Source organism: Oxalobacteraceae sp. CFBP 8761 (assembly GCA_014841595.1).
GTDB lineage: Bacteria > Pseudomonadota > Gammaproteobacteria > Burkholderiales > Burkholderiaceae_D > Telluria.
Genome location: JACYUE010000001.1, coordinates 1,418,621 through 1,442,730, shown reverse-complemented (window position 1 = coordinate 1,442,730; position 24,110 = coordinate 1,418,621). Strand labels below are relative to the sequence as shown.

Annotated in this window: 23 protein-coding genes and 1 tRNA gene; 2 read left to right on the top strand and 22 right to left on the bottom strand. The window is 62.2% G+C overall.

Going from position 1 to position 24,110, the window contains the following annotated elements:
• From nuoN to IFU00_06285, 22 genes are all read right to left on the bottom strand, one after another.
• Positions 1-1,506: an NADH-quinone oxidoreductase subunit NuoN gene (nuoN, locus tag IFU00_06390; protein ID MBD8541915.1), complete on the bottom strand. Its 1,506-nt coding sequence runs from the start codon at positions 1,504-1,506 to the stop codon at positions 1-3.
• 15 nt (positions 1,507-1,521) lie between these two features.
• Positions 1,522-3,024 carry an NADH-quinone oxidoreductase subunit M gene (locus IFU00_06385; GenBank protein MBD8541914.1) on the bottom strand — a complete coding sequence of 501 codons (1,503 nt, stop codon included), beginning with the start codon at positions 3,022-3,024 and terminating at the stop codon, positions 1,522-1,524.
• Positions 3,025-3,046: 22 nt separating this feature from the next.
• Entirely contained in the window at positions 3,047-5,161 is a 2,115-nt protein-coding gene (gene nuoL / locus IFU00_06380; GenBank protein ID MBD8541913.1) for an NADH-quinone oxidoreductase subunit L, read from the bottom strand.
• A 39-nt stretch (positions 5,162-5,200) separates the two neighbouring features.
• A complete protein-coding gene (nuoK, locus tag IFU00_06375) occupies positions 5,201-5,509 on the bottom strand; it encodes an NADH-quinone oxidoreductase subunit NuoK (protein ID MBD8541912.1) in 309 nt (102 codons plus the stop codon).
• A complete protein-coding gene (locus IFU00_06370; GenBank protein MBD8541911.1) occupies positions 5,506-6,189 on the bottom strand; it encodes an NADH-quinone oxidoreductase subunit J in 684 nt (227 codons plus the stop codon). The genes nuoK and IFU00_06370 overlap by 4 nt, the downstream gene beginning before the upstream one ends.
• 31 nt (positions 6,190-6,220) lie before the next feature.
• On the bottom strand, positions 6,221-6,709 hold the full coding sequence (nuoI, locus tag IFU00_06365; protein MBD8541910.1) for an NADH-quinone oxidoreductase subunit NuoI: 489 nt from the start codon (positions 6,707-6,709) through the stop codon (positions 6,221-6,223).
• A gap of 10 nt (positions 6,710-6,719) precedes the next feature.
• Positions 6,720-7,811 (bottom strand): NADH-quinone oxidoreductase subunit NuoH, encoded by a 1,092-nt coding sequence (nuoH, locus tag IFU00_06360; GenBank protein MBD8541909.1) that lies wholly within the window; start codon positions 7,809-7,811, stop codon positions 6,720-6,722.
• Positions 7,811-10,153: an NADH-quinone oxidoreductase subunit G gene (locus IFU00_06355; protein ID MBD8541908.1), complete on the bottom strand. Its 2,343-nt coding sequence runs from the start codon at positions 10,151-10,153 to the stop codon at positions 7,811-7,813. The genes nuoH and IFU00_06355 overlap by 1 nt, the downstream gene beginning before the upstream one ends.
• A gap of 21 nt (positions 10,154-10,174) precedes the next feature.
• The gene (gene nuoF / locus IFU00_06350) at positions 10,175-11,470 is read right to left on the bottom strand and encodes an NADH-quinone oxidoreductase subunit NuoF (protein MBD8541907.1); all 1,296 of its coding nucleotides are present in this window, start codon (positions 11,468-11,470) and stop codon (positions 10,175-10,177) included.
• Entirely contained in the window at positions 11,467-11,943 is a 477-nt protein-coding gene (gene nuoE / locus IFU00_06345; GenBank protein MBD8541906.1) for an NADH-quinone oxidoreductase subunit NuoE, read from the bottom strand. Before nuoE ends, nuoF begins: the two co-directional genes overlap by 4 nt.
• A 20-nt stretch (positions 11,944-11,963) precedes the next feature.
• The gene (locus IFU00_06340) at positions 11,964-13,217 is read right to left on the bottom strand and encodes an NADH-quinone oxidoreductase subunit D (protein ID MBD8541905.1); all 1,254 of its coding nucleotides are present in this window, start codon (positions 13,215-13,217) and stop codon (positions 11,964-11,966) included.
• On the bottom strand, positions 13,217-13,810 hold the full coding sequence (locus IFU00_06335; GenBank protein MBD8541904.1) for an NADH-quinone oxidoreductase subunit C: 594 nt from the start codon (positions 13,808-13,810) through the stop codon (positions 13,217-13,219). The genes IFU00_06340 and IFU00_06335 overlap by 1 nt, the downstream gene beginning before the upstream one ends.
• Positions 13,811-13,828: 18 nt before the next feature.
• A complete protein-coding gene (locus IFU00_06330) occupies positions 13,829-14,305 on the bottom strand; it encodes an NADH-quinone oxidoreductase subunit B (protein ID MBD8541903.1) in 477 nt (158 codons plus the stop codon).
• Between the two features lie 3 nt (positions 14,306-14,308).
• Entirely contained in the window at positions 14,309-14,668 is a 360-nt protein-coding gene (locus IFU00_06325) for an NADH-quinone oxidoreductase subunit A (protein ID MBD8541902.1), read from the bottom strand.
• A gap of 172 nt (positions 14,669-14,840) precedes the next feature.
• Positions 14,841-14,925 (bottom strand) — tRNA-Leu (locus IFU00_06320).
• Positions 14,926-15,226: 301 nt separating this feature from the next.
• Positions 15,227-15,670: a preprotein translocase subunit SecG gene (gene secG / locus IFU00_06315; protein ID MBD8541901.1), complete on the bottom strand. Its 444-nt coding sequence runs from the start codon at positions 15,668-15,670 to the stop codon at positions 15,227-15,229.
• An 86-nt stretch (positions 15,671-15,756) separates the two neighbouring features.
• Entirely contained in the window at positions 15,757-16,518 is a 762-nt protein-coding gene (locus IFU00_06310; GenBank protein MBD8541900.1) for a triose-phosphate isomerase, read from the bottom strand.
• Positions 16,519-16,665: 147 nt separating this feature from the next.
• Positions 16,666-17,652 carry an NAD(P)H-quinone oxidoreductase gene (locus IFU00_06305; GenBank protein ID MBD8541899.1) on the bottom strand — a complete coding sequence of 329 codons (987 nt, stop codon included), beginning with the start codon at positions 17,650-17,652 and terminating at the stop codon, positions 16,666-16,668.
• A 94-nt stretch (positions 17,653-17,746) separates the two neighbouring features.
• Entirely contained in the window at positions 17,747-18,715 is a 969-nt protein-coding gene (locus tag IFU00_06300) for an MYG1 family protein (protein ID MBD8541898.1), read from the bottom strand.
• A gap of 94 nt (positions 18,716-18,809) precedes the next feature.
• Positions 18,810-19,313, bottom strand: coding sequence for a hypothetical protein (locus tag IFU00_06295; protein MBD8541897.1), 504 nt, complete (start codon positions 19,311-19,313; stop codon positions 18,810-18,812).
• 116 nt (positions 19,314-19,429) lie between these two features.
• Entirely contained in the window at positions 19,430-20,053 is a 624-nt protein-coding gene (locus IFU00_06290; protein ID MBD8541896.1) for a sel1 repeat family protein, read from the bottom strand.
• 74 nt (positions 20,054-20,127) lie between these two features.
• Positions 20,128-20,904 (bottom strand): DUF2807 domain-containing protein, encoded by a 777-nt coding sequence (locus IFU00_06285; protein ID MBD8541895.1) that lies wholly within the window; start codon positions 20,902-20,904, stop codon positions 20,128-20,130.
• A gap of 305 nt (positions 20,905-21,209) precedes the next feature.
• Here IFU00_06285 and IFU00_06280 point away from each other — a divergent pair, with 305 nt between their 5' ends.
• Both IFU00_06280 and IFU00_06275 read left to right on the top strand, forming a co-directional pair.
• A complete protein-coding gene (locus IFU00_06280) occupies positions 21,210-22,619 on the top strand; it encodes an insulinase family protein (GenBank protein ID MBD8541894.1) in 1,410 nt (469 codons plus the stop codon).
• A 10-nt stretch (positions 22,620-22,629) separates the two neighbouring features.
• Positions 22,630-24,036, top strand: a complete 1,407-nt coding sequence (locus IFU00_06275) for an insulinase family protein (GenBank protein ID MBD8541893.1) — start codon at positions 22,630-22,632, stop codon at positions 24,034-24,036.
• Positions 24,037-24,110 lie beyond the last annotated feature (74 nt).

Below are 24,110 nucleotides of genomic sequence, written 5' to 3'. Positions count from 1 at the left end.
TTACTTGGCCAGCGTGGCTTGCATGGCGCTGTAGCAGACGGCCAGCAGGCTGCCTGGAATCACGCCCATCACCACGATCGCCACACCGTTGAGCGACATGATGATGCGCATGTCCAGCGGGGTCGAGATGGCCGAGGTGTCGATTGCTTCGTCGAACCAGATGGTCTTGACGATGCGCAGGTAGTAGAACGCACCGATCAGCGAGAACATCACGGCCACAACCGCCAGCCACACCATGCCGGCATTGGCCACGGCCTGCAGCACCGCGTACTTGGCGATGAAGCCCACCATCGGCGGCACGCCAGCCAGTGAGAACATCAGGATGGTCATGACAATCGCGAACCATGGGCTGCGCTTGCCGAGACCCTTGAAGTCGCTGATCAGCTCGGCTTCATGGCCGGCGCGCGCCAGCATCATGATCAGGCCAAAGGTACCGACCGTCGTGAGCACATAGATGATCGTGTAGTACATACCAGCGCTGTAGGCAGCGGCGGCATCGGTCGTATCGCCACCGATATTGCCCACCACCAGGGCCAGCACGACAAAGCCCATCTGGGCAATGGTCGAGTAGGCCAGCATGCGCTTGAGATTGGTCTGCGCGATCGCGGTGATGTTACCGAAGGCCAGCGACAGCACGGCCACGACCATCAGCATCTGCTGCCAGTCAAAGGCCATCGATGGCAGCGCTTCGACCAGCAGGCGGATGATGATGGCGAACGTCGCCAGCTTCGGCGCGCCGCCCAGCAGGATCGTGACAGCCGTCGGGGCGCCCTGCACCACGTCCGGTACCCACATGTGGAATGGCACGACACCGAGCTTGAACGCCAGGCCAGCCACCAGGAACACCAGGCCGAAGACCAGGATCATCGGATCCGCCTCGTTGGCGCTCGTGACCTGCCCGATCGTGGTGATGTCCAGCGAACCGGTGGCACCGTAGATCATCGACATGCCGTACAGCAGGAAGCCCGATGCCAGTGCGCCGAGGACGAAGTACTTCATCGCCGCTTCGGTCGAGATCGCGTGATCGCGGCGCAGGGCCACGAGAGCGTAGGTCGACAGCGACATCAGTTCGAGGCCCAGGTAGATCGACAGCATGCTGTTACCGGAGATCATGATCATCTGGCCCAGCATCGCGAACAGCGCGAGCACGTAGAACTCGCCGCCCAGGTTGCCCGACATCATGTCGCGCTCGCCGATGTACTGGCGCGAGTAGACCAGGGTCATGGCCGTGGCTGCATAGGTGAACAGCTTGAGCAGATTCGACATCGGGTCGGACACGTACATCCCGTTGAAGGTGAAGACGGTCGTGCCGGCATTGAAATCGACGAAGGAGAACACGGCGCAACCGGCGATTGCCAGCAGCGACAGCGCATACGTCAGGTTGCGCTTGCCGGCCTTCAGGTACATGTCGATCAGCAGGATCGCCGAGGTGGCGATCAGGAGGAAGATCTCGGCGTAGACCGGCACCAGATTGGTGTCGACCGCCGATAACAGGGTTGTGTTCATCTCGTTCATGGCGTTTTATTGAGGCACTTTGCTGACTGCGACATGTTGCAGGAGATCGGTGACCGACACCTGCAGGGTCTCGGCGATCGGCGCAGGGTACAGGCCCATGGCCAGGGTGGCGATGGCCAGCACCGACAGGATGGCGAACTCGCGGCCGTTCAGGTCGACCAGCTCGGCAACATGCTTGTTGGCGACCGGGCCAAAGATGACGCGCTTGACCATCCACAGCGAGTAGGCGGCGCCCAGGATCAGCGCGGTGCCCGAAGCAAGACCGGTCCAGAAGTTGAACTCGACCGCGCCCAGGATGACCATGAACTCGCCGATGAAGCCCGACGTCGCCGGCAGGCCGGCATTGGCCATCGAGAACAGCACGGCGAAGGCAGCGAACTTCGGCATCGTGTTGACGACACCGCCGTAGGCAGCGATTTCACGCGAGTGGACACGGTCGTACAGCACGCCGATACACAGGAACATCGCGCCCGACACGAAGCCGTGCGAGATCGCCTGCATCAGGCCGCCCTGCACGCCCAGGTCGTTGAACATGAAGAAGCCCAGCGTGACGAAGCCCATGTGGGCAATCGACGAGTACGCCACCAGTTTCTTCATGTCCTTCTGGACCAGCGCAACCAGACCGATGTAGATCACGGCGATCAGCGACAGCACGATGACGACCGGCGCCAGGTACTGGCTCGCGTCCGGGGTGATCGGCAGCGAGAAGCGGAGAAAACCATATGCGCCGAGCTTCAGCATGATCGCAGCCAGCACGACCGAGCCGCCGGTTGGCGCTTCGACGTGGGCATCCGGCAGCCAGGTGTGCACTGGCCACATCGGCACCTTGACGGCAAATGCCATGAAGAACGCGCAGAAGATCAGGATCTGCTCTTTCATCGTCAATGGCAGCAGGTGCCAGTCGAGGATGTTGAACGTGCCCGACGCGTTGTACAGGTAGATGATCGCGACCAACGTCAGCAGCGAGCCGAAGAAGGTGTACAGGAAGAACTTGAACGCCGCGTACACGCGATTCGGGCCGCCGAACACGCCGATGATGATGAACATCGGGATCAGCGTCGCTTCGAAGAAGAAGTAGAACAGCAGGCCGTCCAGCGCGCAGAACACGCCGATCATCAGACCCGACAGGATCAGGAACGAACCCATGTACTGGGCGACACGTTCCTGGATCACTTCCCAGGCCGCCAGCACGACGATGATCGTGATGAAGGCGGTCAGCGGCACGAACCACAGCGACAGACCATCGACACCCAGGCGGTAGAAGATGTTGAAGCGATCGATCCAGGCCGCTTGTTCGAAGAACTGCATGCCGTGCGCAGCGTTGTCGAAGTTCGTGATCAGGGGAATCGTCGGCAACAGGCTGACGATGGCGCCCACGAGCGAGAGCATGCGTACCATGCCGGCATTCTTGTCGCGGCCGACGGCCAGGACCAGCACGCCGAACAGGATCGGGAGCCAGATGGCCAGGCTCAGGTACGGTGGAAATGTTGAAATTGTAGACTGCATCATTTTTCGTTATCTCTGCCTGTGATTAACCGCGCCAGAACGGGAAGAAGTACAGCATGGCCGCCAGCACGCCAACGATCATCACGAACGCATAGTGGTAGATGTAACCGGTCTGTGCTTTACGGGTGATGGTCGAGAACCAGCCGACTGCCTTGGCGCTGCCGTTGACGACCAGGCCGTCGATCAGGCCGCGGTCGCCCACTTTCCACAGGCCGCCGCCCAGCAGCAGCGAACCGCCGGCGAAGACTTTCTGGTTGAACGCATCCATGTAGTACTTGTTGTCCAGCAGGGTGTGCAGCGGCTTGAACTTGGCATAGAACCAGGCCGGCACGCGTGGGTTGATCATGTAGCAGTAGTAGGCGGCAACGACGCCAGCCAGTGCCAGCCAGAACGGTGCGGTCTGCAGACCGTGCAGGGCCATCGCGGCTGCGCCGTGGAACATCTCGCCAAGCTCGGCCATGGCCGGGTGGTTCGGGTTCACGGTGATGACGCCATCGAAGAACGTGCCATGCAGCATCGGCTGGATCGTGAAGAAACCGATCAGCATCGACGGGATTGCCAGCAGGACCAGCGGCACCGTCACGACCCATGGGGACTCGTGTGGCTTCTGGCCCGGGGCCAGGCCGTGGTGGCCATGGTCGTCGTGCGCGTCTTCTTCGTGGTGCGAACCGGAATCGTGCAGTGCATGCGGATCCGAATGATCGTTGGCAGCGGCCTTGTGATGCGCGTGATCGTCATGATGATCATGCGCATGGGCTTTGCCGAAACGCTCGTCGCCATGGAACACGAGGAAGTACATGCGGAACGAGTAGAACGCCGTGACGAACACACCGGCCAGCACCGCAAAGTTCGCGAAGCCGGTACCTGGCAGATTACTCGCGTGCACTGCTTCGATGATCGAATCCTTCGAGTAGAAGCCCGAGAAGAACGGCGTACCGATCAGGGCCAGCGAACCGATCAGCGAAGTGATCCAGGTGATCGGCATGTACTTGCGCAGGCCGCCCATATTGCGCATGTCCTGGTCGTGGTGCATGCCCATGATGACCGAGCCGGCGCCAAGGAACAGCAGCGCCTTGAAGAACGCGTGCGTCATCAGGTGGAATGCGGCGACCGAGTAGGCCGACACGCCCAAAGCAACGGTCATGTAACCCAGCTGAGAAAGGGTGGAATAAGCGACAACGCGCTTGATGTCATTTTGAATGATGCCCAGGAAGCCCATGAACAGCGCGGTGATCGAACCGATGACGATGATGAACGACAGCGCGCCATCGGACAGCTCGAACAGCGGCGACATGCGCGACACCATGAAGATGCCGGCGGTAACCATCGTCGCAGCGTGGATCAGTGCCGAGATCGGGGTCGGGCCTTCCATCGAGTCAGGCAGCCAGACGTGCAGCGGGAACTGCGCCGACTTGCCCATCGCGCCGATGAACAGGCAGATACAGGCGGCGGTCAGCAGCGGCCAGTCGGTGCCCGGCACCGTCATCAGGGCCAGTTGGTCGGCCTGGGCGAACACTTCGGCGTAGTTCATCGTGCCGGCAGCGGCCAGGATCAGGCCGATACCGAGGATGAAGCCGAAGTCGCCGACGCGGTTGACCAGGAACGCCTTCATGTTGGCGAAGATCGCCGTTGGACGCGTGTACCAGAAGCCGATCAGCAGGTACGAGACCAGGCCCACTGCTTCCCAGCCAAAGAACAGCTGCAGGAAGTTGTTGGACATGACCAGCATCAGCATGGCGAACGTGAACAACGAGATGTACGAGAAGAAGCGGTTGTAGCCGTCATCCTCGGCCATGTAGCCGATCGTGTAGATGTGCACCATCAGCGACACCGACGTGACGACGCACATCATCATCGCGGTCAGGGTGTCGATCTGGAAGCCGACGGCCAGCTTGAGCGTGCCGACGGTCATCCAGGTGTACAGGTCCTGGTTGAGCGTGAAGCCGTCGAGCGCGGCCATCAGGGTCATGACCGAGATGACCAGCGCGATCGCCACGCCGAGGATGGTCGCGGTATGCGACACCTTGCGGCCGACGACATTGCCCAGGAACTTGGTACCCAGCAGACCGGCAATTGCCGAGCCTGCGAGCGGTGCCAGTGGCACTGCCAGTAAGAGTGAGGTTGAAATTTGCCCCGCCATGTTGAACCTTATTCGTTATAAGTTATCGAGCGAGACCGATCAGCCCTTGAGGCTGTCGAGGTCTTCCACGTTGATCGTGTCCAGATTGCGGAACAGGACCACCAGGATCGCCAGGCCGATTGCACTTTCGGCGGCCGCGACGGTCAAAATGAAGAACACGAAGATCTGCCCCGCCGCGTCGCCCAGGTAGTGGGAAAACGCGATGAAGTTCAGGTTCACCGCCAGCAGCATCAATTCGATGGCCATCAGCAAGATGATGATGTTCTTCCGGTTCAGGAAGATACCGACCACCGAGATCGCGAACAGGATCGCGCCCAGGATCAGATAGTGTGCGAGGGAGACGGTCATTTGCTTTCCTTCGGTTCGGCAGCAGCTGGCGCGGCAGCAGCAGCGGCTGCAGCGGCCTTGGCCACGTTCGCGGCATCGATCGCCGGCTGGTTCACGGTCGCGACCTTGATGATCTTCAGGCGGTCGTTGCGTTTCACACGCACGGCGTCGGCTGGATCGATGGCCTTGCTGTCCTTGCGGCGGCGCAGCGTCAGGGCGACAGCAGCGATGATCGCCACCAGCAGCACCACGGCGGCAATTTCAAAGCCGTAGATATAGCGGGTGTAGATCTGCAGGCCCAGTTCCTTGGTGCCGCCAATGTTCAGGGCAGCCGCTTCCGGGGTTTGCTGGAAGTTGCTGTAGCCGTGCCACAGCACCGCGCCCATTTCGAGCACGATCAGGGCGCCGACGCCGGCGGCCAGTGGCAGGAAGCCCCAGAAACCTTCGCGCATGCGGTCGATATTAATATCGAGCATCATGACGACGAACAGGAACAGCACCATGACGGCGCCGACATAGACCAGCACCAGCACGATGGCGAGGAATTCGGCCTTCAGCAGCAGCCAGATACCGGCGGCGTTAAAGAAAGCCAGCACCAGGAACAGCGCGGCGTGAACCGGGTTCTTGGCGGTAATGACGCGCAGGCCTGCCAGCACCATCACGGCCGCGAACACGTAGAACAAAATATCAGTAAATGTCATGACTAACCCAGGAGCCTCTTGTAATTAACACTTAGCGGAACTTGGCGTCCGCCTCGCGGGCAGCGGCAATCTCGGTTTCGTAGCGGTCACCCACGGCCAGCAGCATCTCTTTGGTGTAATAGAGGTCGCCGCGTTTTTCGCCGTGATATTCCAGCACGTGCGTTTCGACGATCGAATCGACCGGGCACGATTCTTCGCAGAAGCCGCAGAAGATGCACTTGGTCAGGTCGATGTCGTAGCGCGAGGTGCGGCGGGTGCCGTCTTCGCGCTGGGTCGACTCGATCGTGATCGCCATGGCCGGGCAGACTGCTTCGCACAGTTTGCAGGCGATGCAGCGCTCTTCCCCGTTGGGGTAGCGACGCAGCGCATGCAGACCGCGGAAGCGGTTCGACATCGGGGTCTTTTCTTCCGGGTACTGGACCGTGATCGAGCGCGACAGAGCGTAGCGGCCGGTCAGGGCCAGGCCCTTGATCAACTCGGTCAGCATCAGGCTGCCGAGGATTTCTTTCATACGTGACATGTGCGTCCCCTTACTTCCAAATATTCCACGACGTCTGCATCCAGGCGGCGATGAACACCAGCCAGATCAGCGTGATCGGAATGAACACTTTCCAGCCCAGACGCATGATCTGGTCGTAACGGTAACGTGGGAACGTACCGCGCACCCAGATGAAGAACGTAACCAGGCAGAACGTTTTCAGGAACAGCCAGAAGAAGCCGATGAAGCCGCCCAGGGTGCCGCCCACTTCGAGGAAGCTGAATGGTGCCGACCAGCCGCCGAGGAAGAACAGTGACGCCAGGCAGGCGATCAGGATCATGTTGCCGTATTCGGCCAGCATGAACATCGCGTACGACATGCCCGAGTACTCGACCATGTGACCGGCAACGATCTCGGATTCACCTTCGATCACGTCGAACGGGTGACGGCCGCACTCGGCCAGGCCCGACACCAGATAGATGATGAACAGCGGGAACAGCGGCAGCCAGTTCCACGACAGGAAGTTGACACCCCAGCCGGCGAACGTGCCCATCTGCTGACCGGCGACGATGTCCGACAGGTTCAGGCTGCCCGTGACCATCAGCACGACCACCAGCACGAAGCCCATCGGGATTTCGTACGAGATCATCTGGGCCGATGCGCGCATGGCGCCCATGAACGAGTACTTCGAGTTCGACGCCCAGCCGGCGATGATGATGCCGTAGACCTCGACCGAGGTGATCGCCATCAGCAGCAGCACGCCGGCGTTCACGTTGGCCAGCGCAAATTGCGGACCGAATGGAATGACCGACCAGGCAGCCAGTGCGGGCATGATCGTCATGACCGGACCGATCACGAACAGGCTCTTGCTCGCCTTGGCCGGGATCACGATCTCTTTGATCAGGAGCTTCAGGCCGTCGGCCATTGGCTGCAGCAGGCCGCCAGGACCGACGCGGTTTGGACCCACGCGGATCTGGATCCAGCCGATGAACTTGCGTTCCCACAGCGTGGCGTAGGCGATCGCGATCATCAGCGGCGCCAGCACCGCGATGATCTTGATCAGGGTCCAGACAATCGGCCAGACCGGGCCGAGCAGGTCTGCACCGCCGGCGTTGAATGAATCAATGTAACCGGGCGCGGCCATTACTTGCTCTCCCCTGCTTTTGCAACTTGGATGGAACCGAACATGGCGCCCAGGCCTGCCACGGCCGGATGGCCCGCGGCGACCCGCACTGCGTTCGATGGCAGCGTGGCGTCGACATCGGCCACCAGCACGGCCGAACCGCTGCCTTGCGTGACGGTGACGCTGTCGCCGGCCTTGACGCCGATCGATTCAGCCACCGCTTTCGAAAGCGTGACCAGCGGCGCGTTCGCATCCGCGGTGCGCTGCAGCGGTTCGGCGCGGCGTGCCAGCGCATCGGTGAAGTACACCGGCACGTCGGTCACGCGCTCGAGCTGGCCCGCTGGCGCATAGGCGCCAACGGTCGGTGCCAGCGTGGCTTTGTTGTTCAGCTTGCCCGACAGATCGGTAACACCCTTGCCGAACAGCTCGTCGCGGATCGATTCCGACGTGTCGTAGTCGAAGCCCTGCAGGCCCAGCAGGTTACCCAGCACGCGCAGCACTTTCCAGGCTGGACGCGTGTCACCCAGCGGACGCACGGTGCCGTTGAAGCTCTGTGCGCGGCCTTCGCAATTGACGAACGTGCCCGAAGTTTCCGAGAACGGCGCGATTGGCAGCAGCACGTCGGCGTAGTCCAAGCCATGCTTGAAGGCCGACATGACGACGACCATCTCGGCGCCGGCCAGAGCGGCACTGGCTTGCTGCGGATTGGCAGCGTCCAGTTGCGGCTCGGCGTTCAGCAGCACATAGGCTTTTTTCGGCGTGGCGAACGGTGCTTCGTTCTTGCCCGACGTGGCGCCCACCAGGTGGCCGCCGATCGTGTTGGCCGACTCGACCAGGTAACCGAACGAGCAACCGGTCTGCTCGGCGATCCACTGCGCGGCGGCGTGGATTTTCGATGCTTGCGGATGTTGTGCAGCAGCGTTGCCCAGCAGGATCGCGCCTGGCAGTTCAACGTCGCCAACGACGACCAGCGACGCGGCGATGGCTTTGGCGATGTCCGATGCTTCGATTTGTTCGAAACCGGCTGGCGCCGCGATGCCCTTGTCGGCAGCGATGGCAACGACGATTTCCGACAGTGCGACGAGCCAGTCGCTCGGCGCGGCGATCAGTTTGTGCGCGACCTTCATCAAGAGTTCGTCGTCTGCGCCAGCGACCAGCGACAGGCGCAGGCCCGACTTGGTGGCGGCGCGCAGACGCGTCGTGACCAGCGGGTGATCCTTGCGCAGGAACGAACCGATGACCAGTGCGCGCTTGAGCGTGCTCAGCTGGGCGATCGGCATGCCGAGCCATGGCGTGACCTGGCCGTCGAGCGAAAAATCGCTCTGGCGCAGGCGGAACTCGACGTTGTCGGAGCCCATGCCACGCATGGCCTTGTTCAGCAGGTGCAGTTCTTCGACGGTCGAGTGCGCAGTCGCGACGGCAGCGATCGCATCGGCGCCGTGTTCGTGACGGATATTGCGCAAGCCGTGGGCGACGTATTCGAGGGCGGTCTGCCACTCGGCTTCCTGCCACATGCCGCCCTGCTTGATCATCGGCTTGGTCAGGCGGTCGGTGTTGTTCAGCGCTTCGTACGAGAAACGCTCTTTGTCCGACAGCCAGCATTCGTTGACCGCTTCATTCTCGAGCGGCAGCACGCGCATGACGCGGCCACCCTTGACCTGAACAATCAGGTTCGCGCCCAGCGAATCGTGCGGCGAGACCGACTTGCGGCGCTGCAGTTCCCATGGACGGGCCGAATAACGGAATGGCTTGCTGGTAAGCGCGCCGACCGGGCACAGGTCGATCATGTTGCCCGAGACTTCCGAGTCGACGGTCTTGCCGACGAACGTCGTGATCTCGGAATGCTCGCCGCGGCCCAGCATGCCGAATTCCATGACGCCGGCCACTTCCTGGCCGAAACGCACGCAACGGGTGCACTGGATGCAACGCGACATCTCTTCCATCGAGATCAGCGGGCCCGCTTCCTTCGGGGCCACCACGCGCTTTTCTTCTTCGTAGCGCGAACCGCTCTTGCCATAGCCCACGGCCAGATCCTGCAACTGGCATTCGCCGCCCTGATCGCAGATCGGGCAGTCGAGCGGATGGTTGATGAGCAAAAATTCCATCACCGACTTCTGGGCCTGCACGGCCTTGTCGCTGTGGCTGCGCACGATCATGCCCGGCGAGACCGGGGTCGCGCACGCTGGCAAAGGCTTCGGCGCCTTTTCCACTTCGACGAGGCACATGCGGCAGTTCGCAGCGATCGACAATTTCTTGTGATAGCAGAAGTGCGGAATGTACGTTCCGAGCTTGTTTGCGGCGTCCATCACCATCGAACCCGGTGGGACTTCAACTTTCTTGCCGTCTAATTCAATTTCAACCATGGGATCGTTACCTGACCTGGTTTAAAGGTATGAGGGCACGAGGCAGTGCTTGTGCTCAATGTGATATTCAAATTCTTCGCGGAAGTGCTTGATCATGGCCTGCACTGGCATCGCTGCCGCATCGCCGAGCGCGCAAATCGTGCGGCCCTTGATGTTGTCAGCGATATTGTTCAGAAGATCCATGTCGTCCGGTCGGCCCTGGCCATGCTCGATGCGGTGAACCATGCGGTACATCCAGCCCGTGCCTTCGCGGCATGGCGTGCACTGGCCGCACGATTCTTCGTAATAGAAGTACGACAGGCGCAGCAGCGACTTGACCATGCAGCGCGTCTCGTCCATCACGATCACGGCGCCCGAACCGAGCATCGAGCCGGCCTTGGCGATCGAATCGTAGTCGAGATCGGTTTGCATCATCTGTTCGCCCGGCACGACTGGCGCCGACGAACCGCCTGGAATCACGGCCTTGATCTTCTTGCCACCGCGCATGCCACCGGCCAGTTCCATCAGGGTCGCAAATGGCGTACCCAGCGGAACTTCGTAGTTGCCTGGCCGCTCGACGTCGCCCGAGATCGAGAAGATCTTGGTGCCGCCGTTGTTCGGCTTGCCCAGCGCCATGTAGTTCTCGGCGCCGATGTTCAGGATGAACGGGACCGCAGCGAAGGTCTCGGTGTTGTTGATCGTTGTTGGCTTGCCGTACAGGCCGAACGAGGCCGGGAACGGCGGCTTGAAGCGCGGCTGGCCCTTCTTGCCTTCGAGCGACTCGAGCAGTGCGGTTTCTTCGCCGCAGATGTAGGCGCCGTAACCGTGGTGCGCGTGCAGCTGGAACGAGAACGTGCTGCCCAGGATGTTGTCGCCCAAAAAGCCCGCGGCGCGCGCTTCTTCCAGCGCTTCTTCAAAGCGCAGGTAGTCTTCGAAGATCTCGCCGTGGATATAGTTGTAACCCACGGTGATACCCATCGCGTAGGCGCCGATGGCCATGCCTTCGATCAGCGCATGCGGGTTGTAGCGAATGATGTCGCGGTCCTTGAACGTGCCTGGCTCGCCTTCGTCGGTATTGCAGACGAGGTATTTCTGGCCCGGGAACTGGCGCGGCATGAAGCTCCACTTCAGGCCGGTCGGGAAACCGGCGCCGCCGCGGCCGCGCAGGCCCGACGCCTTCATGTCGGCGATGATCTGCTCGGGCGTGATCTTTTCTTCGATGATACGGCGCAGCGCCGAGTAACCACCACGGTTGACGTAGTCGGTCAGGTGCCAGTTGGTGCCGTTCAGATCCTTCAGGATCAGCGGCTTGATGTGACGATCGTGCAGGCTGGTCATTTGTTCAGTTCCTCAAGCAGGGCGTCGATCTTGGCGTCGCTCATGAACGAACACATGCGGTGGTTGTTCACCAGCATGACGGGTGCGTCGCCGCAGGCGCCCATGCACTCGCCCTCCATCAGCGTGAACTTGCCGTCCGCCGTGGTGTCACGGAAGTCGATGTTCAGGGCGTCCTTGATGCGCTGGGCTGCGCGTTCGCCGCCCGACAATGCGCATGGCAGGTTGGTGCACACGGTGATCTTGTGCTGGCCAACCGGCTTGACGTTGAACATATTGTAGAAAGTCGCCACCTCTTGCACGGCAATGGCCGGCATCTGGATGTAATCGGCGAGTTCCTGCATCGTCTCTGGCGACAGCCAGCCCAGTTCGACCTGGGCGTGGGCGAGCGAGGCCATCACGGCCGACTGGCGTTGATCGGCTGGGTACTTGGCCAGCTCCCGATCGATTTTTTGATAGCACTGCGGGGATAACATATTCTTCTCTGCCTTTCGGACTAGCGATCAATACTGCCGAACACGATGTCTTGCGTACCGATGATGGCGACGGCATCAGCGATCATGTGTCCGCGTGCCATTTCGTCGAGGCTCTGCAGGTGGACATAGTCCGGCGTGCGGATTTTCAGGCGGTATGGCTTGTTGGCGCCGTCGGAGACGATATAGATGCCGAACTCGCCCTTCGGATGCTCGACCGCAGCGTACGCCTCGCCCTCGGGGACGTGGAAGCCTTCGGTGAACAGCTTGAAGTGGTGAATCAGCGATTCCATATTGGACTTCATGTCCATCCGGTTCGGCGGCGCAATCTTGTTATTGTCGATCATGACCGGGCCCGGATTCGCGCGCAGCCAGGTGATGCATTGCTTGATGATGCGGTTCGACTGGCGCATCTCTTCCACGCGCACCAGGTAGCGGTCGTACGAGTCGCCGTTGGTGCCGACCGGGATGTCGAACTCGACCTTGTCGTACGCTGCATACGGCTGCGTCTTGCGCAGATCCCAGGCGATGCCCGAGCCGCGCAGCATGGCGCCCGTGAAACCCATGGCTTTCGCGTCTTCCGGCGTCACGACACCGATGCCGACCGTACGCTGCTTCCAGATACGGTTGTCGGTCAGCAGGGTTTCGTATTCGTCGACGTAACCATCGAAGCGCTTCGTGAACGCGTCGAGGAAATCGAGCACGGAGCCCTGGCGGTGTTCGTTCAGTGCGTCAATGGCCTTGGCGCTGCGGATCGGCGAAGCCTTGTGCTGTGGCATCGTGTCCGGCAGGTCGCGGTACACGCCGCCCGGGCGGTAGTAGGCTGCGTGCATGCGCGCGCCCGACACGGCTTCGTAGACGTCGAACAAGTCTTCGCGGTCGCGGAAGCAGTACAGGAACGGGCCCATGGCGCCGATGTCCAGCGCGTGCGCGCCGAGCCACATCAGGTGGTTCAGGATGCGGGTGACTTCGTCGAACATCGTGCGGATGTACTGGGCGCGGATCGGCGCCTGGATACCGAGCAGTTTTTCGATGGCCAGCACGTAGCCGTGTTCGTTGCACATCATCGACACGTAGTCGAGACGGTCCATGTACGGCACCGATTGCAGGTAGGTGCGGGTTTCGGCCAGCTTCTCGGTGCCGCGGTGCAGCAGGCCGATGTGCGGGTCGGCGCGCTGGATCACCTCGCCGTCGAGTTCGAGCACGAGGCGCAGCACGCCGTGCGCTGCCGGGTGCTGCGGACCAAAGTTCAGGGTGTAGTTCTTAAGCTCAGCCATTATTTCGTCCCGTAAGTCTCTTCGCGAATCACGCGGGGAATGTTCTCGCGCGGTTCGATCGTGACGGGTTGATAGATCACGCGTTTCTGCTCGGGGTCGTAGCGCATCTCGACATAGCCCGAGATCGGGAAGTCCTTGCGGAACGGGTGGCCGATGAAACCGTAGTCGGTCAGGATGCGGCGCAGGTCGCCGTGGCCGTCGAACAGGATGCCGAACAGATCGAACGCTTCGCGCTCGAACCAGTTGGCGGCGCGCCAGATCGGGGTAATCGATTCGACCAGCGGCATGTCGTCGTCCGGGCAGAATACCCGCACGCGCACGCGCCAGTTGTGGGTCAGCGACAGCAGGTGCACGACGACCGCAAAGCGCGGTCCTTCGTAGGTGCCTTCGCCATATTCCGAATAGTCGACGCCGCACAGGTCGATCATCTGCTCGAAGGCCAGCGCAGGGGTATCGCGCAGGGCCGTCATCGAGCGGATGTAGTCGGCGGCCTTGACCACCACCGTGACTTCACCCAGCGCCGCCGAGATCGCGGCGCCCTCGCCCAATGCAGTCTGCAGGGCGAGTTGAAGGGTTTCGAGTTTTGTCGTCATGGAGTACGCCGTCCGTTTTTAGCGCGCGATGGTATTGGTGCGCTTGATCTTGTTCTGGAGCTGCATGATGCCGTACAGCAGAGCTTCGGCGGTCGGTGGACAGCCTGGCACGTAGACATCGACCGGGACGATGCGATCGCAGCCACGGACGACGGAATACGAATAATGGTAGTAGCCGCCACCGTTGGCACAGGAGCCCATCGAGATGACCCAGCGCGGCTCGGCCATCTGGTCGTAGACCTTGCGCAGCGCCGGCGCCATCTTGTTGCACAGCGTGCCGGCAACGATCATGACGTCGGACTGGCGTGGCGACGGACGGAACACGATACCGAAACGGTCCATGTCGTAGCGGGCCGCGCCCACGTGCATCATCTCGACCGCGCAGCAGGCCAGACCGAACGTCATCGGGAACATCGACCCGGTACGTGCCCAGTTGACCAGCTTGTCGGCTGTGGTGGTGATGAAACCTTCGTTTAGTACGCCTTCAATAGCCATGGCTTATTCCCAATCAAGGGCACCTTTCTTCCAGATGTACCAGAAGCCCACGACGAATTCGGCGATGAACACCATCATCGTGATGAAACCGGTGAACCCCAGTTCGCGCATCGAGACGCCCCATGGGAAGAAGAATGCCGTTTCAAGATCAAACAAAATAAACAGGATCGCGACCAGGTAGTACCGGACGTCGAACTTCATGCGCGCGTCTTCGAAGGCTTCGAAGCCGCATTCATACGGGGACAGTTTGGCATCGTCGGGTTTGTGCGGCCCGAGCAGGCGACCAAGCACCTGAGGGGCGACACCGACACCGATGCCAACCAGGATAAAGAGAAGAACGGGGAGATAACTTTCGAGGTTCACGATGAAGCCTTCTGAACGATCGGTTAATGGAACGCTGCAGAGATGCAGCACCGAATCGTGCGAACCTGGCCTCGAGCCTGCCGCCAGGATCGTACGACAGATCCTCGTAAAAAAGCCAGCTCAGGCATGAGGTAAAAACTCGTGCGCCCTTGCTGGCTTTCTTTCTAAATTTTGGTGCCGACGGCGAGACTCGAACTCGCACAGCTTGCGCCACTACCCCCTCAAGATAGCGTGTCTACCAATTTCACCACGTCGGCTGGAGAACAGTATTTTAACCTGCTTTAGCACTATCTTTCAATGCTCAAATTGCGCAATCACAAAGATATTTGCCATTTATTTGAATCATATCGCCGAACAATCTATTGGACGCTCTTTTACTGACATGAGCATGACAAAGTTCGTTGCGACACGACCGTCAATATTGCGAGGCTGCACAGACCGGTTGTTCAACCCTGTCACGCGCCGCAGTATTCTACGCCTAAAAACGACAATGCGCCCGATAAAAAGGCGCATTGTTTTGGAACAGCAATGGCGCGCATGGCGCCGGGACTGCGTGGCTTAGTTCGTGGCTGGTGCCGGGGCTGCCGGCGCTGGCGCCGGGGTTGCCGGAACAGCCGGAACACCCGCTGCCGGTGCTGCCGGAACGGCACTGCCCGCTGGCAGCGTCGGCACGTCGGCTGGCGCCGTCTGCACCGGGGCCGTGACCGGGATACCGGCTGCAGGCGCCTGGGCACGACCCATCACGCCGGCGTTGTCGCCGCCGCTGCGATCGTTGCCGATATAGGCCAGCGTCAGCGTGGTGCCGAAGAACACGGCGGCGGCCACTGCCGTTGCCTTGGACAGGAAGTTCGACGATCCGGATGCACCGAACAGGCTGCCAGAGGCGCCGGAACCGAAGGCCGCACCCATATCAGCGCCCTTGCCATGCTGCATCAGGACCAGGCCAATAATGGACAGGGCCGAGATAACCTGCACGACGATAATAAGATTAGACCAGATCATTGCAATTCCATTCCAAGGTTTAACAGCGTTTCAAATTTTTTGTAATTCCAAAATCTTCGCAAAACTATATGTGCGAGATTATGTCGTTATGCGGCGCGCAGAATGGCGAGGAAATCGGCCGCTTTCAGCGCCGCCCCACCGATCAGGCCGCCATCGATGTCCGGTTGCGCCAGCAGCTCGCGTGCATTCTCCGGCTTCATGCTGCCGCCGTAAAGGATTTGTACGGTTTCTGCGGCATCAACGTTGCACTTGCGCACTAACGCGCGCATGTCGGCATGAACTTGCTGCGCCATCTCGGGCGTGGCCGTCTTGCCGGTACCGATTGCCCACACCGGCTCGTAAGCGAGCACCAGACGCGCGACATCTTCAAACCCTACCAGTTCCAGCACTGCGTGCAGCTGGCCACCGACGACGTCGTTGGTCTCGCCCGCTTCGCGCTGCTCCAGCGTTTCGCCGATGCAGACGATCGGGGTCAGGCCGGCGTCCAGCGCCGCTTTCGCCTTGCGCGCGACCAGCTCGTTCGACTCGCCGTGGTAGCCGCGGCGCTCGGAGTGGCCGACGATCACGTAACGGCAACCGAAATCCTGCAGCATCGAGACGCACACTTCGCCGGTGAAGGCGCCGCACGGCTCGGTCGCGACATCCTGCGCGCCCCAGGCCACGCTGCTACCGGCCAACAATTGCTCGCACTGGAACAGGTACGGCGCGGGGACGCACACCGCGCACGACGCCTGCGTGCCAGCGCCAGCATCAGCGTCGAGACCAGCGAGAATGCCTTGCAGCAGCTCGGCATTGACTGCCCGGCTGCCGTTCATTTTCCAGTTACCTACTACGAGTGTGGGACGCATACTACCCCATGTCAAATAACCCGCTATTCTAGCGGTCGATATTGTGGCGGTCAAACAATGGCTGGGAGTGCCAAGCTGCCTGAAGCCGCCCGTGGATGCACCGCGCAGGGCCTGTCGGCCCCACCGGCGCGCCTGTTGTTTTTATGGTCAGTCGGCCAGCACTTGCAGGACGATCTTGCCCACGTGGGTGCTCGATTCCATCATCGTGTGCGCTGCCGCGGCTTCTTCGAGCGGGAACACGTGGTGGATCACCGGCTTGATCTTTTTCTGCGCAAACAGCGGCCAGACCTGCTCGCGCAACTGGCGCGCAATGGCCGCCTTGAACGCAACCGGACGCGGACGCAGCGTCGAACCGGTAATCGTCAGGCGGCGGCGCAGTACATGGTTCATGTCCAGGTTGGCCTGCGCGCCACCCAGCAGCGCGATGACGACCAGGCGACCATCGTCGGCCAGGCACTCGATCTCGCGCGCCACATAGTCGCCCGCGACCATGTCCAGAATTACATCGACACCACGGCCGTCCGTGAGTTCCTTGACCACGGCGACAAAATCTTCATCGCGGTAATTGATGCCCCGTTCGGCGCCCAGCGCTTCGACGGCGCGGCACTTGTCGTCGCTGCCGGCGGTGATGAACACACGGTGGCCCAGCGCGCTGGCGACCTGGGTGGCGGTCACGCCGATGCCCGAACTGCCGCCCTGCACCAGCAAGCTCTCGCCTTCGCTCAGGCGGGCGCGGTCGAACACATTGCTCCAGACCGTGAAATAGGTTTCCGGCAAGGTGGCTGCTTCCAGTGGGGTCAGCCCTTCTGGTACAGTCAGGCATTGCTCGAGTGGCGCGGCGCAGTATTCGGCGTAACCGCCGCCCTGCACCAGGGCGCATACGAGGTCGCCCTTGGCAAAACCGCTGTCTTTCATGTCGCCATCGACGATCTCGCCGGCTACCTCCAGGCCCGGCAGGTCAGAGGCGCCCGGCGGCACCGGGTACTTGCCCAGGCGCTGAAACACGTCAGGGCGGTTGATCCCGGCAGCATGGACCTTGATCAGGACTTCGCCGGTTTTCAGGACCGGCAATGGCCGTTCACACAGTTGCAAGACGTCGGGCTGGCCCGGTTTGGTGATCTCGATGGCGCGCATGGAAAGCTCCCGCATTAGCAAAACCGCAATTGTACGGGAGTCGGCGGTGGCTTGCCGGCCACCCCGGCGATCGTGCGCGCCGTAAATACCATGCCTACGAATACGTCGTAACGGTCACGCCCTGCTCGACCGCATCGAGCGCCTGGCGCGCCATGATGCGAATGCCGTCGTAGCTGCGCGCGGCGGCGATGAAGCGGCCCGTGTGGCAGAACACGGCGTCCGGCACGCCCGTCACAGCGGCCAGGTCTGCTTCGCGCAGGCCCGCCCAGGTTTCGGGCAGGTCGGCGCGTGCATCGAAGCTTTCGGTGTCGACCGACACGGTGTGCAGGATGTAGCGGTTCTCGGTCAGGCTGTGGCTGATGACGAACAGGATCTTCGGCATTTCCTTGCGCACGATGCTGCTCCACGGCAGCGCCGCATTCTTCAGGAACAGCAGCTTGCCGCCCTCGAGTACCTCGGCCTGGCGCACTTGCGTGACGGCCAGCATGGCGCCCACGCGGTAGCGCACGGCATTGCCCATGATGTCGGTAAGGAACTCCACGGCGCGCATGAACTGACCCATCCGATACACGTCGACCGCTTCGCCATAGCCCAGGCGCTGCTCGTCGAGCCAGCCCGGATTGAAGCCCGAGACGACGGCCGACAAGCCATAGCTGCCCGGCGCGTTCTTGGCCACACCGACGTCCGACAGATCGAGGTACTGGACGATATCGACGTCGATCGCATAGGCGATCTGCTGGGCCGTGTCCTCGGACAAGGTTTCGCCCGTGTGCCGCAAAGCCAGCGCGGCGACGCACTGTGCGCCGTGATCGCGCCAGACGAGGCCGGCGCTGGCATATGGCACGCCGGACGACCGGGTGGCATTGAATTCCTTCTGGTGGTGGTCGAACCGGCCGGTGGCCGGGTCCCAGACGCCGCCGACGTCGATCGCGAAGTCGGCGGCATCGATCCGGGCCTGCTCGCGGGTGCGAATCACGTCGGCATCGGGGAACAGCACCTTCAGGACGGCGACGGCCCACGCATCATCTGCGTGGAATTTTCCGCCGTGAGTGGCAATCAACATACAAGCTCCAAATTGCTGCAACGCCGCGATGCAATCGGGCGCGCGAATGAGTCAAAGCCGAAGCCTACCATGCGGGGACGTATCTCAGCCTGTCTCAGCGTGCTCTGCCGGCTGCGCCGCGGGCTGCGACGGTAGCTCCACGGACACCCAGCGCCTGCGCCAGCTTCTTGTGACGGTGCGCGAAAAACAGCTTGACCAGGTAGCGCACCACCGGCGTAGCCAGGCGTGGCGTGAACGCCAGATGGTCGGTGACCTGGGCGCCCCGGCCATCGGCCGACGGCGTGATCACGCGCTCATGGCGCCAGGAACGCATCGACAGCAGGTCGGATTCCTCGACGAAGCGATGGCCCGGTTCCATCTCGGTAAAGCGCAGTTTGGACATGTCGATGGGAAACAGACCGAACAGCAAAAACTGGCAGCGGCCCAGGACCGTGTTGAGCGCGGTATCGGGGCCGATATGCGTCATCGCCTTGGGAAAGACGACCTTGAGCAACGGGCGCATTTCGGTGCGCACGCCTTCGAGCGATGTCGACCAGGCCCAGGCTTCGCCGGTCGAGACCGGTACGTGGGTCGTCATCGTCAGTGTTACCTTGGCCATCGGGGACTCCTTGACAGTGTGTTCACACCATCATGGCTTGCCCTGCACCCCGGTTCGGTTCGCCAACCCGCATAACAGGACGATTGCCAGGCGATTGTGCCGGCCGCGCTGGCGCGTTATGCGTCACCGCCCGTTTTCGACGTCGTCGGCAGCGGCGTGCCAGGTTTCCAGGTACGCGACAGCGCCTGCGCTTCTTCAATCTGCTCCTGCGTCATGCGTTTGGCAATGGCAGCGCGCTGGTCGACGGCGTTGCGGTTGCCGCCGGCCGCGGCCAGGTTGTAGAGCATGTAGGCCAGCACGACATCCTGCGGTACCCCGGCCACATGGTAGCGGTACATCAGCCCGAGGGCATTCTGCGCCTCGGCATGGCCCTGCTCGGCGGCCTTGCGGAACCAGGTCACGGCGTGCTTCTGGTCTTGCGGCACCGAGTTGCCGGTGTAATACATGGCGCCGACGACGTACTGCGCATCGGCCTTGCCCTGCAGCGCGGCCTTCTGGTGCCAGGCAAATGCCTGCTTGTAGTCGCGCGCCACGCCCCGCCCCATGTAGTACATGAGCCCCAGCAGGTGCTGCGCTTCGGCGTGGCCGGCCTTGGCCAGCGGCGTGACTTCCTTCAGCGCGAGCGCATAGTTGCGGGCATTGTAGGCACTGGCGCCTTCGGGAAAACCGGCGTGGGCGCTGCCATGCAGGCCGAACTGCAGGCACAGCGCCAGGAGAACTGCAAAGAATGGTGTCTTCATGGTTCGCACACAGAATCCAGGTCGTTGCCGATGCCGCCGGGGTGTCCCCGGCCAGCGTGGTTGTCGCGTGTCCGTCATTTCCAGTTGACCTTGCCCAGCCCGTCGAGCGCTACCTTGCGGTTGACCGGCTTGCCCAGTACCGTCACCGATCCCATGCCCGACAGCGATACATTGATGCTCTGGCGCACATTCACGGTGGCATTGCCCAGCCCCGACAGATCGAGCGCGACCGAGTCGACGCTGCAGCCCTGCGCATCGAGCCCGCCCAGCCCGCCCAGCTCGGCCTTCAGGCGTTTGCTGCGGCCGGTCAGTGTCACGAAGCCGGCGCCGCCCAGGTTCAGGTCGATGCCCTCGCTGTCGATCCCGTGGATCTTGAGGTTGCCCACGCCGCCCAGGTTGGCGGTAATAAAACGATAATTCGATGATGATACCGACATTGACCCGGCGCCATCGAGATTGATGTCCAGTGACTGGCCGGCAAAGCCGCTGACCGTGGTGGCGCCGATACTTTCGGACGATACGGCGCGCAGGTTCGGCAGCACGAGTTCGGCCTGGATGCCCGATGAACGCCCGAAGTTGAAGCCCCCGCGGCGGCCTTCGGTCTCGATATTGAGCGTGTCGCCGCGCTGCGTGGTCGTGGTGCGCGACAGCAGGCGCGCGTCGCCCGTCAGCATCAGCGTGGCCGTCGCGCCCTGGCGGATCACCAGATCCCCGACCCCTTCGAGCGTCACGCGCACGACCTGGGCATCGACGGGCCGCGTCTCGCTGGCCGCGTCCGGCGCGGCGCGCACGAGGCCGGCCGTAGCGCCCAACAAGGCAGCCACGGCGCCCAGCTTGAAAAGGTGATTCATCGAGGTTCTCCAGTGTGTTGCGGCCCGGGCCAATGCCGGGACTTGTCATGATGAAACTATAGCCCGAAAGTCAAGCGCCGCCGCAATGCGTGCGATGAACTGCAAAAAACGGCATCCGAGCTGCGCGGCGGTGGCGGTTTGCATCAGAACGCGGGGGGGCCATGCAGCACGCATGCACGCACATTGTCCTGCGCTGCAACAACAAAAACATTCTTTTAAAGCATGCCATTGCGCTAAGATGTTTCGCCGGTGGCGCACCCCGCCCCGGTCACATTCATTTCATTGCGATCCATTTCGAGGTCCCCATGCGCATGCGCCACTACCCCGCCCTGCTGGCCGGGTTCACCCTGTCGATGTCGGCATTTGCCGCGCCGGCCGACGGGTGGACCTTGCCGGTCACCATGAAAAAACTCGACAACGGCCTGACCGTGATCGTGTCGGAAGACCGCACCTCGCCCACCGTCGGCGTCTCGGTCGTCTACCACGTCGGCATGCGCCTCGAGCCGAAGAACCGCACCGGCTTTGCGCACCTGTTCGAACACCTGATGTTCCAGGGCACGCCGAATGCACCAAAAGGCATCTTCGACACGACGATCACGGGCGGCGGTGGCTGGAACAACGGCTCGACCCGCCCTGACTTCACCAACTACATCGAGACCGTGCCAAGCTCGGCACTTGAGCCGATCCTGTGGCTGGAAGCAGACCGCATGAAGACACTCGACTTCAGCGCAACCACGCTGAAGAACCAGCAGGACGTCGTCAAGGAAGAAATCCGCGTCAACGTGAAGAACCAGCCGTATGGCGGTTTCATGTGGATCGACATCAGCCAGCACGCTTTCCAGAAATGGGAAAACAACCACGACGGCTACGGCAGCTTCGAAGACCTGGAAAACGCCAGCCTGGACGACGTGCGCGCATTCCACCGCGACTACTATGGCCCGAACAACGCGGTGCTGGCCATCGCCGGCGACATCACGCCGCAGCAGGGCTTCGCACTGGCCCAGAAATACTTCGGCGCCATCCCCGCGCGACCGGTACCGAAGAGCACGGATTTCAGCGAGCCCCTCAACACCGTCGAAAAGCGCCTGCAGCAAAGCGACGCGCTGGCCCAGGTGCCGGCGATCGCGGCGGCCTGGAAGGTGCCCGAGCGCGGCAGCCGCGACCAGGCGCCGGTCGCCGTGCTGGCCGAGCTGCTGGGCGGCGGCGATGCGTCGCTGTTCTACCAGGGCCTGGTCAAGGGCCGCGAGATCGCGCTGAACGTCGACATCCTGTTTGGCCTGACCAGCCCGTGGGAATACAACGGCCCTACCCTCATGACCGTGCATGCGCTGTACAAGCCCGACAGCAGCGCGGACGCCATCCTCAAGGCCATGGATGAAGAGATCGCCAAGGTGGCAAAAGACGGCGTCGACGACGCCACGCTCAAGCGCGTCAAGACGCGCATGCTGGCCGACTGGAACAACAAGCTGGAAAGCTTCGTCAACCGCGCCGACACGATGGCCAAGCTGCAGGTGCTGTGGGGCGACGCCAATGTCGTCAACAAGATTCCGGGCTGGATCGATGGCGTGACGTCGAGCGACATCCAGCGCGTCGTCAAGACCTATCTCGTGCCGACCAACCGCACCGTCATCGACCGCAAGCCGGCCGCCATGATCGACGCGGCGCGGACCGCTGCCACCCCTGCCAACAATGCGCCTGCCGGCGTGAACAAATAAGGAGCGCATCATGAACAAATTGATGCTCGCGCTTGCCGTTTCGCTGGCGTTCGCGCCGCCACTGCATGCACAAACCAGGGCGCCAAACGGCATGCCTGCCTATGGCCAGGAAAAATCGATTCCCGCACCGAAGATCGGCAAGCAGACGCTGGCCAACGGCCTGACCGTCTGGGTCGTGCCACGCCAGGGCTTGCCCCGCGTGGACTTCGTGCTGGCGCTGCGCGGCGCCGGTTTCGCTGCCGACGCCCCGACCCAGGGCGGCTTCGCGGCGATGCTCGCCGGGATGCTCAACGAAGGCACGGCCAAGCGCGATTCGCGCGCGATTGCCGAAGCGGCGCAGGGCATGGGCGGTGAAGTGGCCGCCAGCCCGGCTTCCGACGGCATCATCCTGTCGGCCAACGCCGTCGCCTCGCAGGCGGGCGGCATGCTGGAGCTGATGGCCGAGATCGCGCGCCAGCCATCGTTCCCCGAGAACGAAGTGGCGCTGGCGAAAGCCAATGCGCTGCAGGCGCTGCGCGTGGCCGAAACCCAGCCGGGTTTCCGCGCCGAGCGTGCGATCAAGAAAGCCGTCTACCTCGATCACCCTTACAGCCGCACCGATCCGACGGTCGAGTCGATCAATGCCGTGAACGCCGCGCTGCTGCGCACCGAACACGCGAAACGCTTCCGTCCGGACCGCGCGCTGCTGGTCATCACCGGCCGCATCACCGAAGCACAGGCGATGAAGCTGGCGCAAGCCGCGTTTGGCGACTGGAAGGCCAGCGGCGCCGCATTGTCGGACACGCCTGCCGTCGCCACGAACGTGAAGCCGGCGCGCATCCTGCTCAAGCGCGACGGCAGCGTGCAGTCGACACTGCGCGTTGGCAGCCCCGGCATCGCGGCCAGCGCCGCCGACCAGATCCCGCTGCGCCTGACCAGCACCATCATCGGCGGCGGCTTTTCGAGCCGGATCAATACCAATCTGCGCGAAGAAAAAGGCTATACGTATGGCGCCTCGGCCGGGGCGCGCATGAGCCGCGCGGGCGGCATGATGGTCGGCGGCGCCGACGTGCGCAATGAGGTGACGGGCGCGGCGCTGGCCGAATACTTCAAGGAGTACAAGCGTCTGGGAAGCGAGCTGGTCACGACGGCCGAGATGGACATGAACAAGCGCTACGTGGCAGGCGGCTACCTGCTGAACAACCAGTTGCAGCGCTCGGTGGCCAACACGCTGGCCGCGAACTGGCTGGTGGGTTTGCCGCCTGAATTCCTGGGCGACTACGTGCCACTGATCCGCAAGGTCACGCCGCAGCAGGTGCGCACGGTGGCGCAGAAATATTTTGCGCCCGAGAACCAGTCGATCGTGATCGTCGGCGATCCTTCCAAGCTCGATGCGCAGCTGGCGCCGTATGGCGAGTTTACGGTGCAGGACAAGTAACCCGACCAGCGCAGGACCCATGCATGCCCCGTGTCACTCACGGGGCATTTTTTTCGGGCGCAGTCAACGTTAAA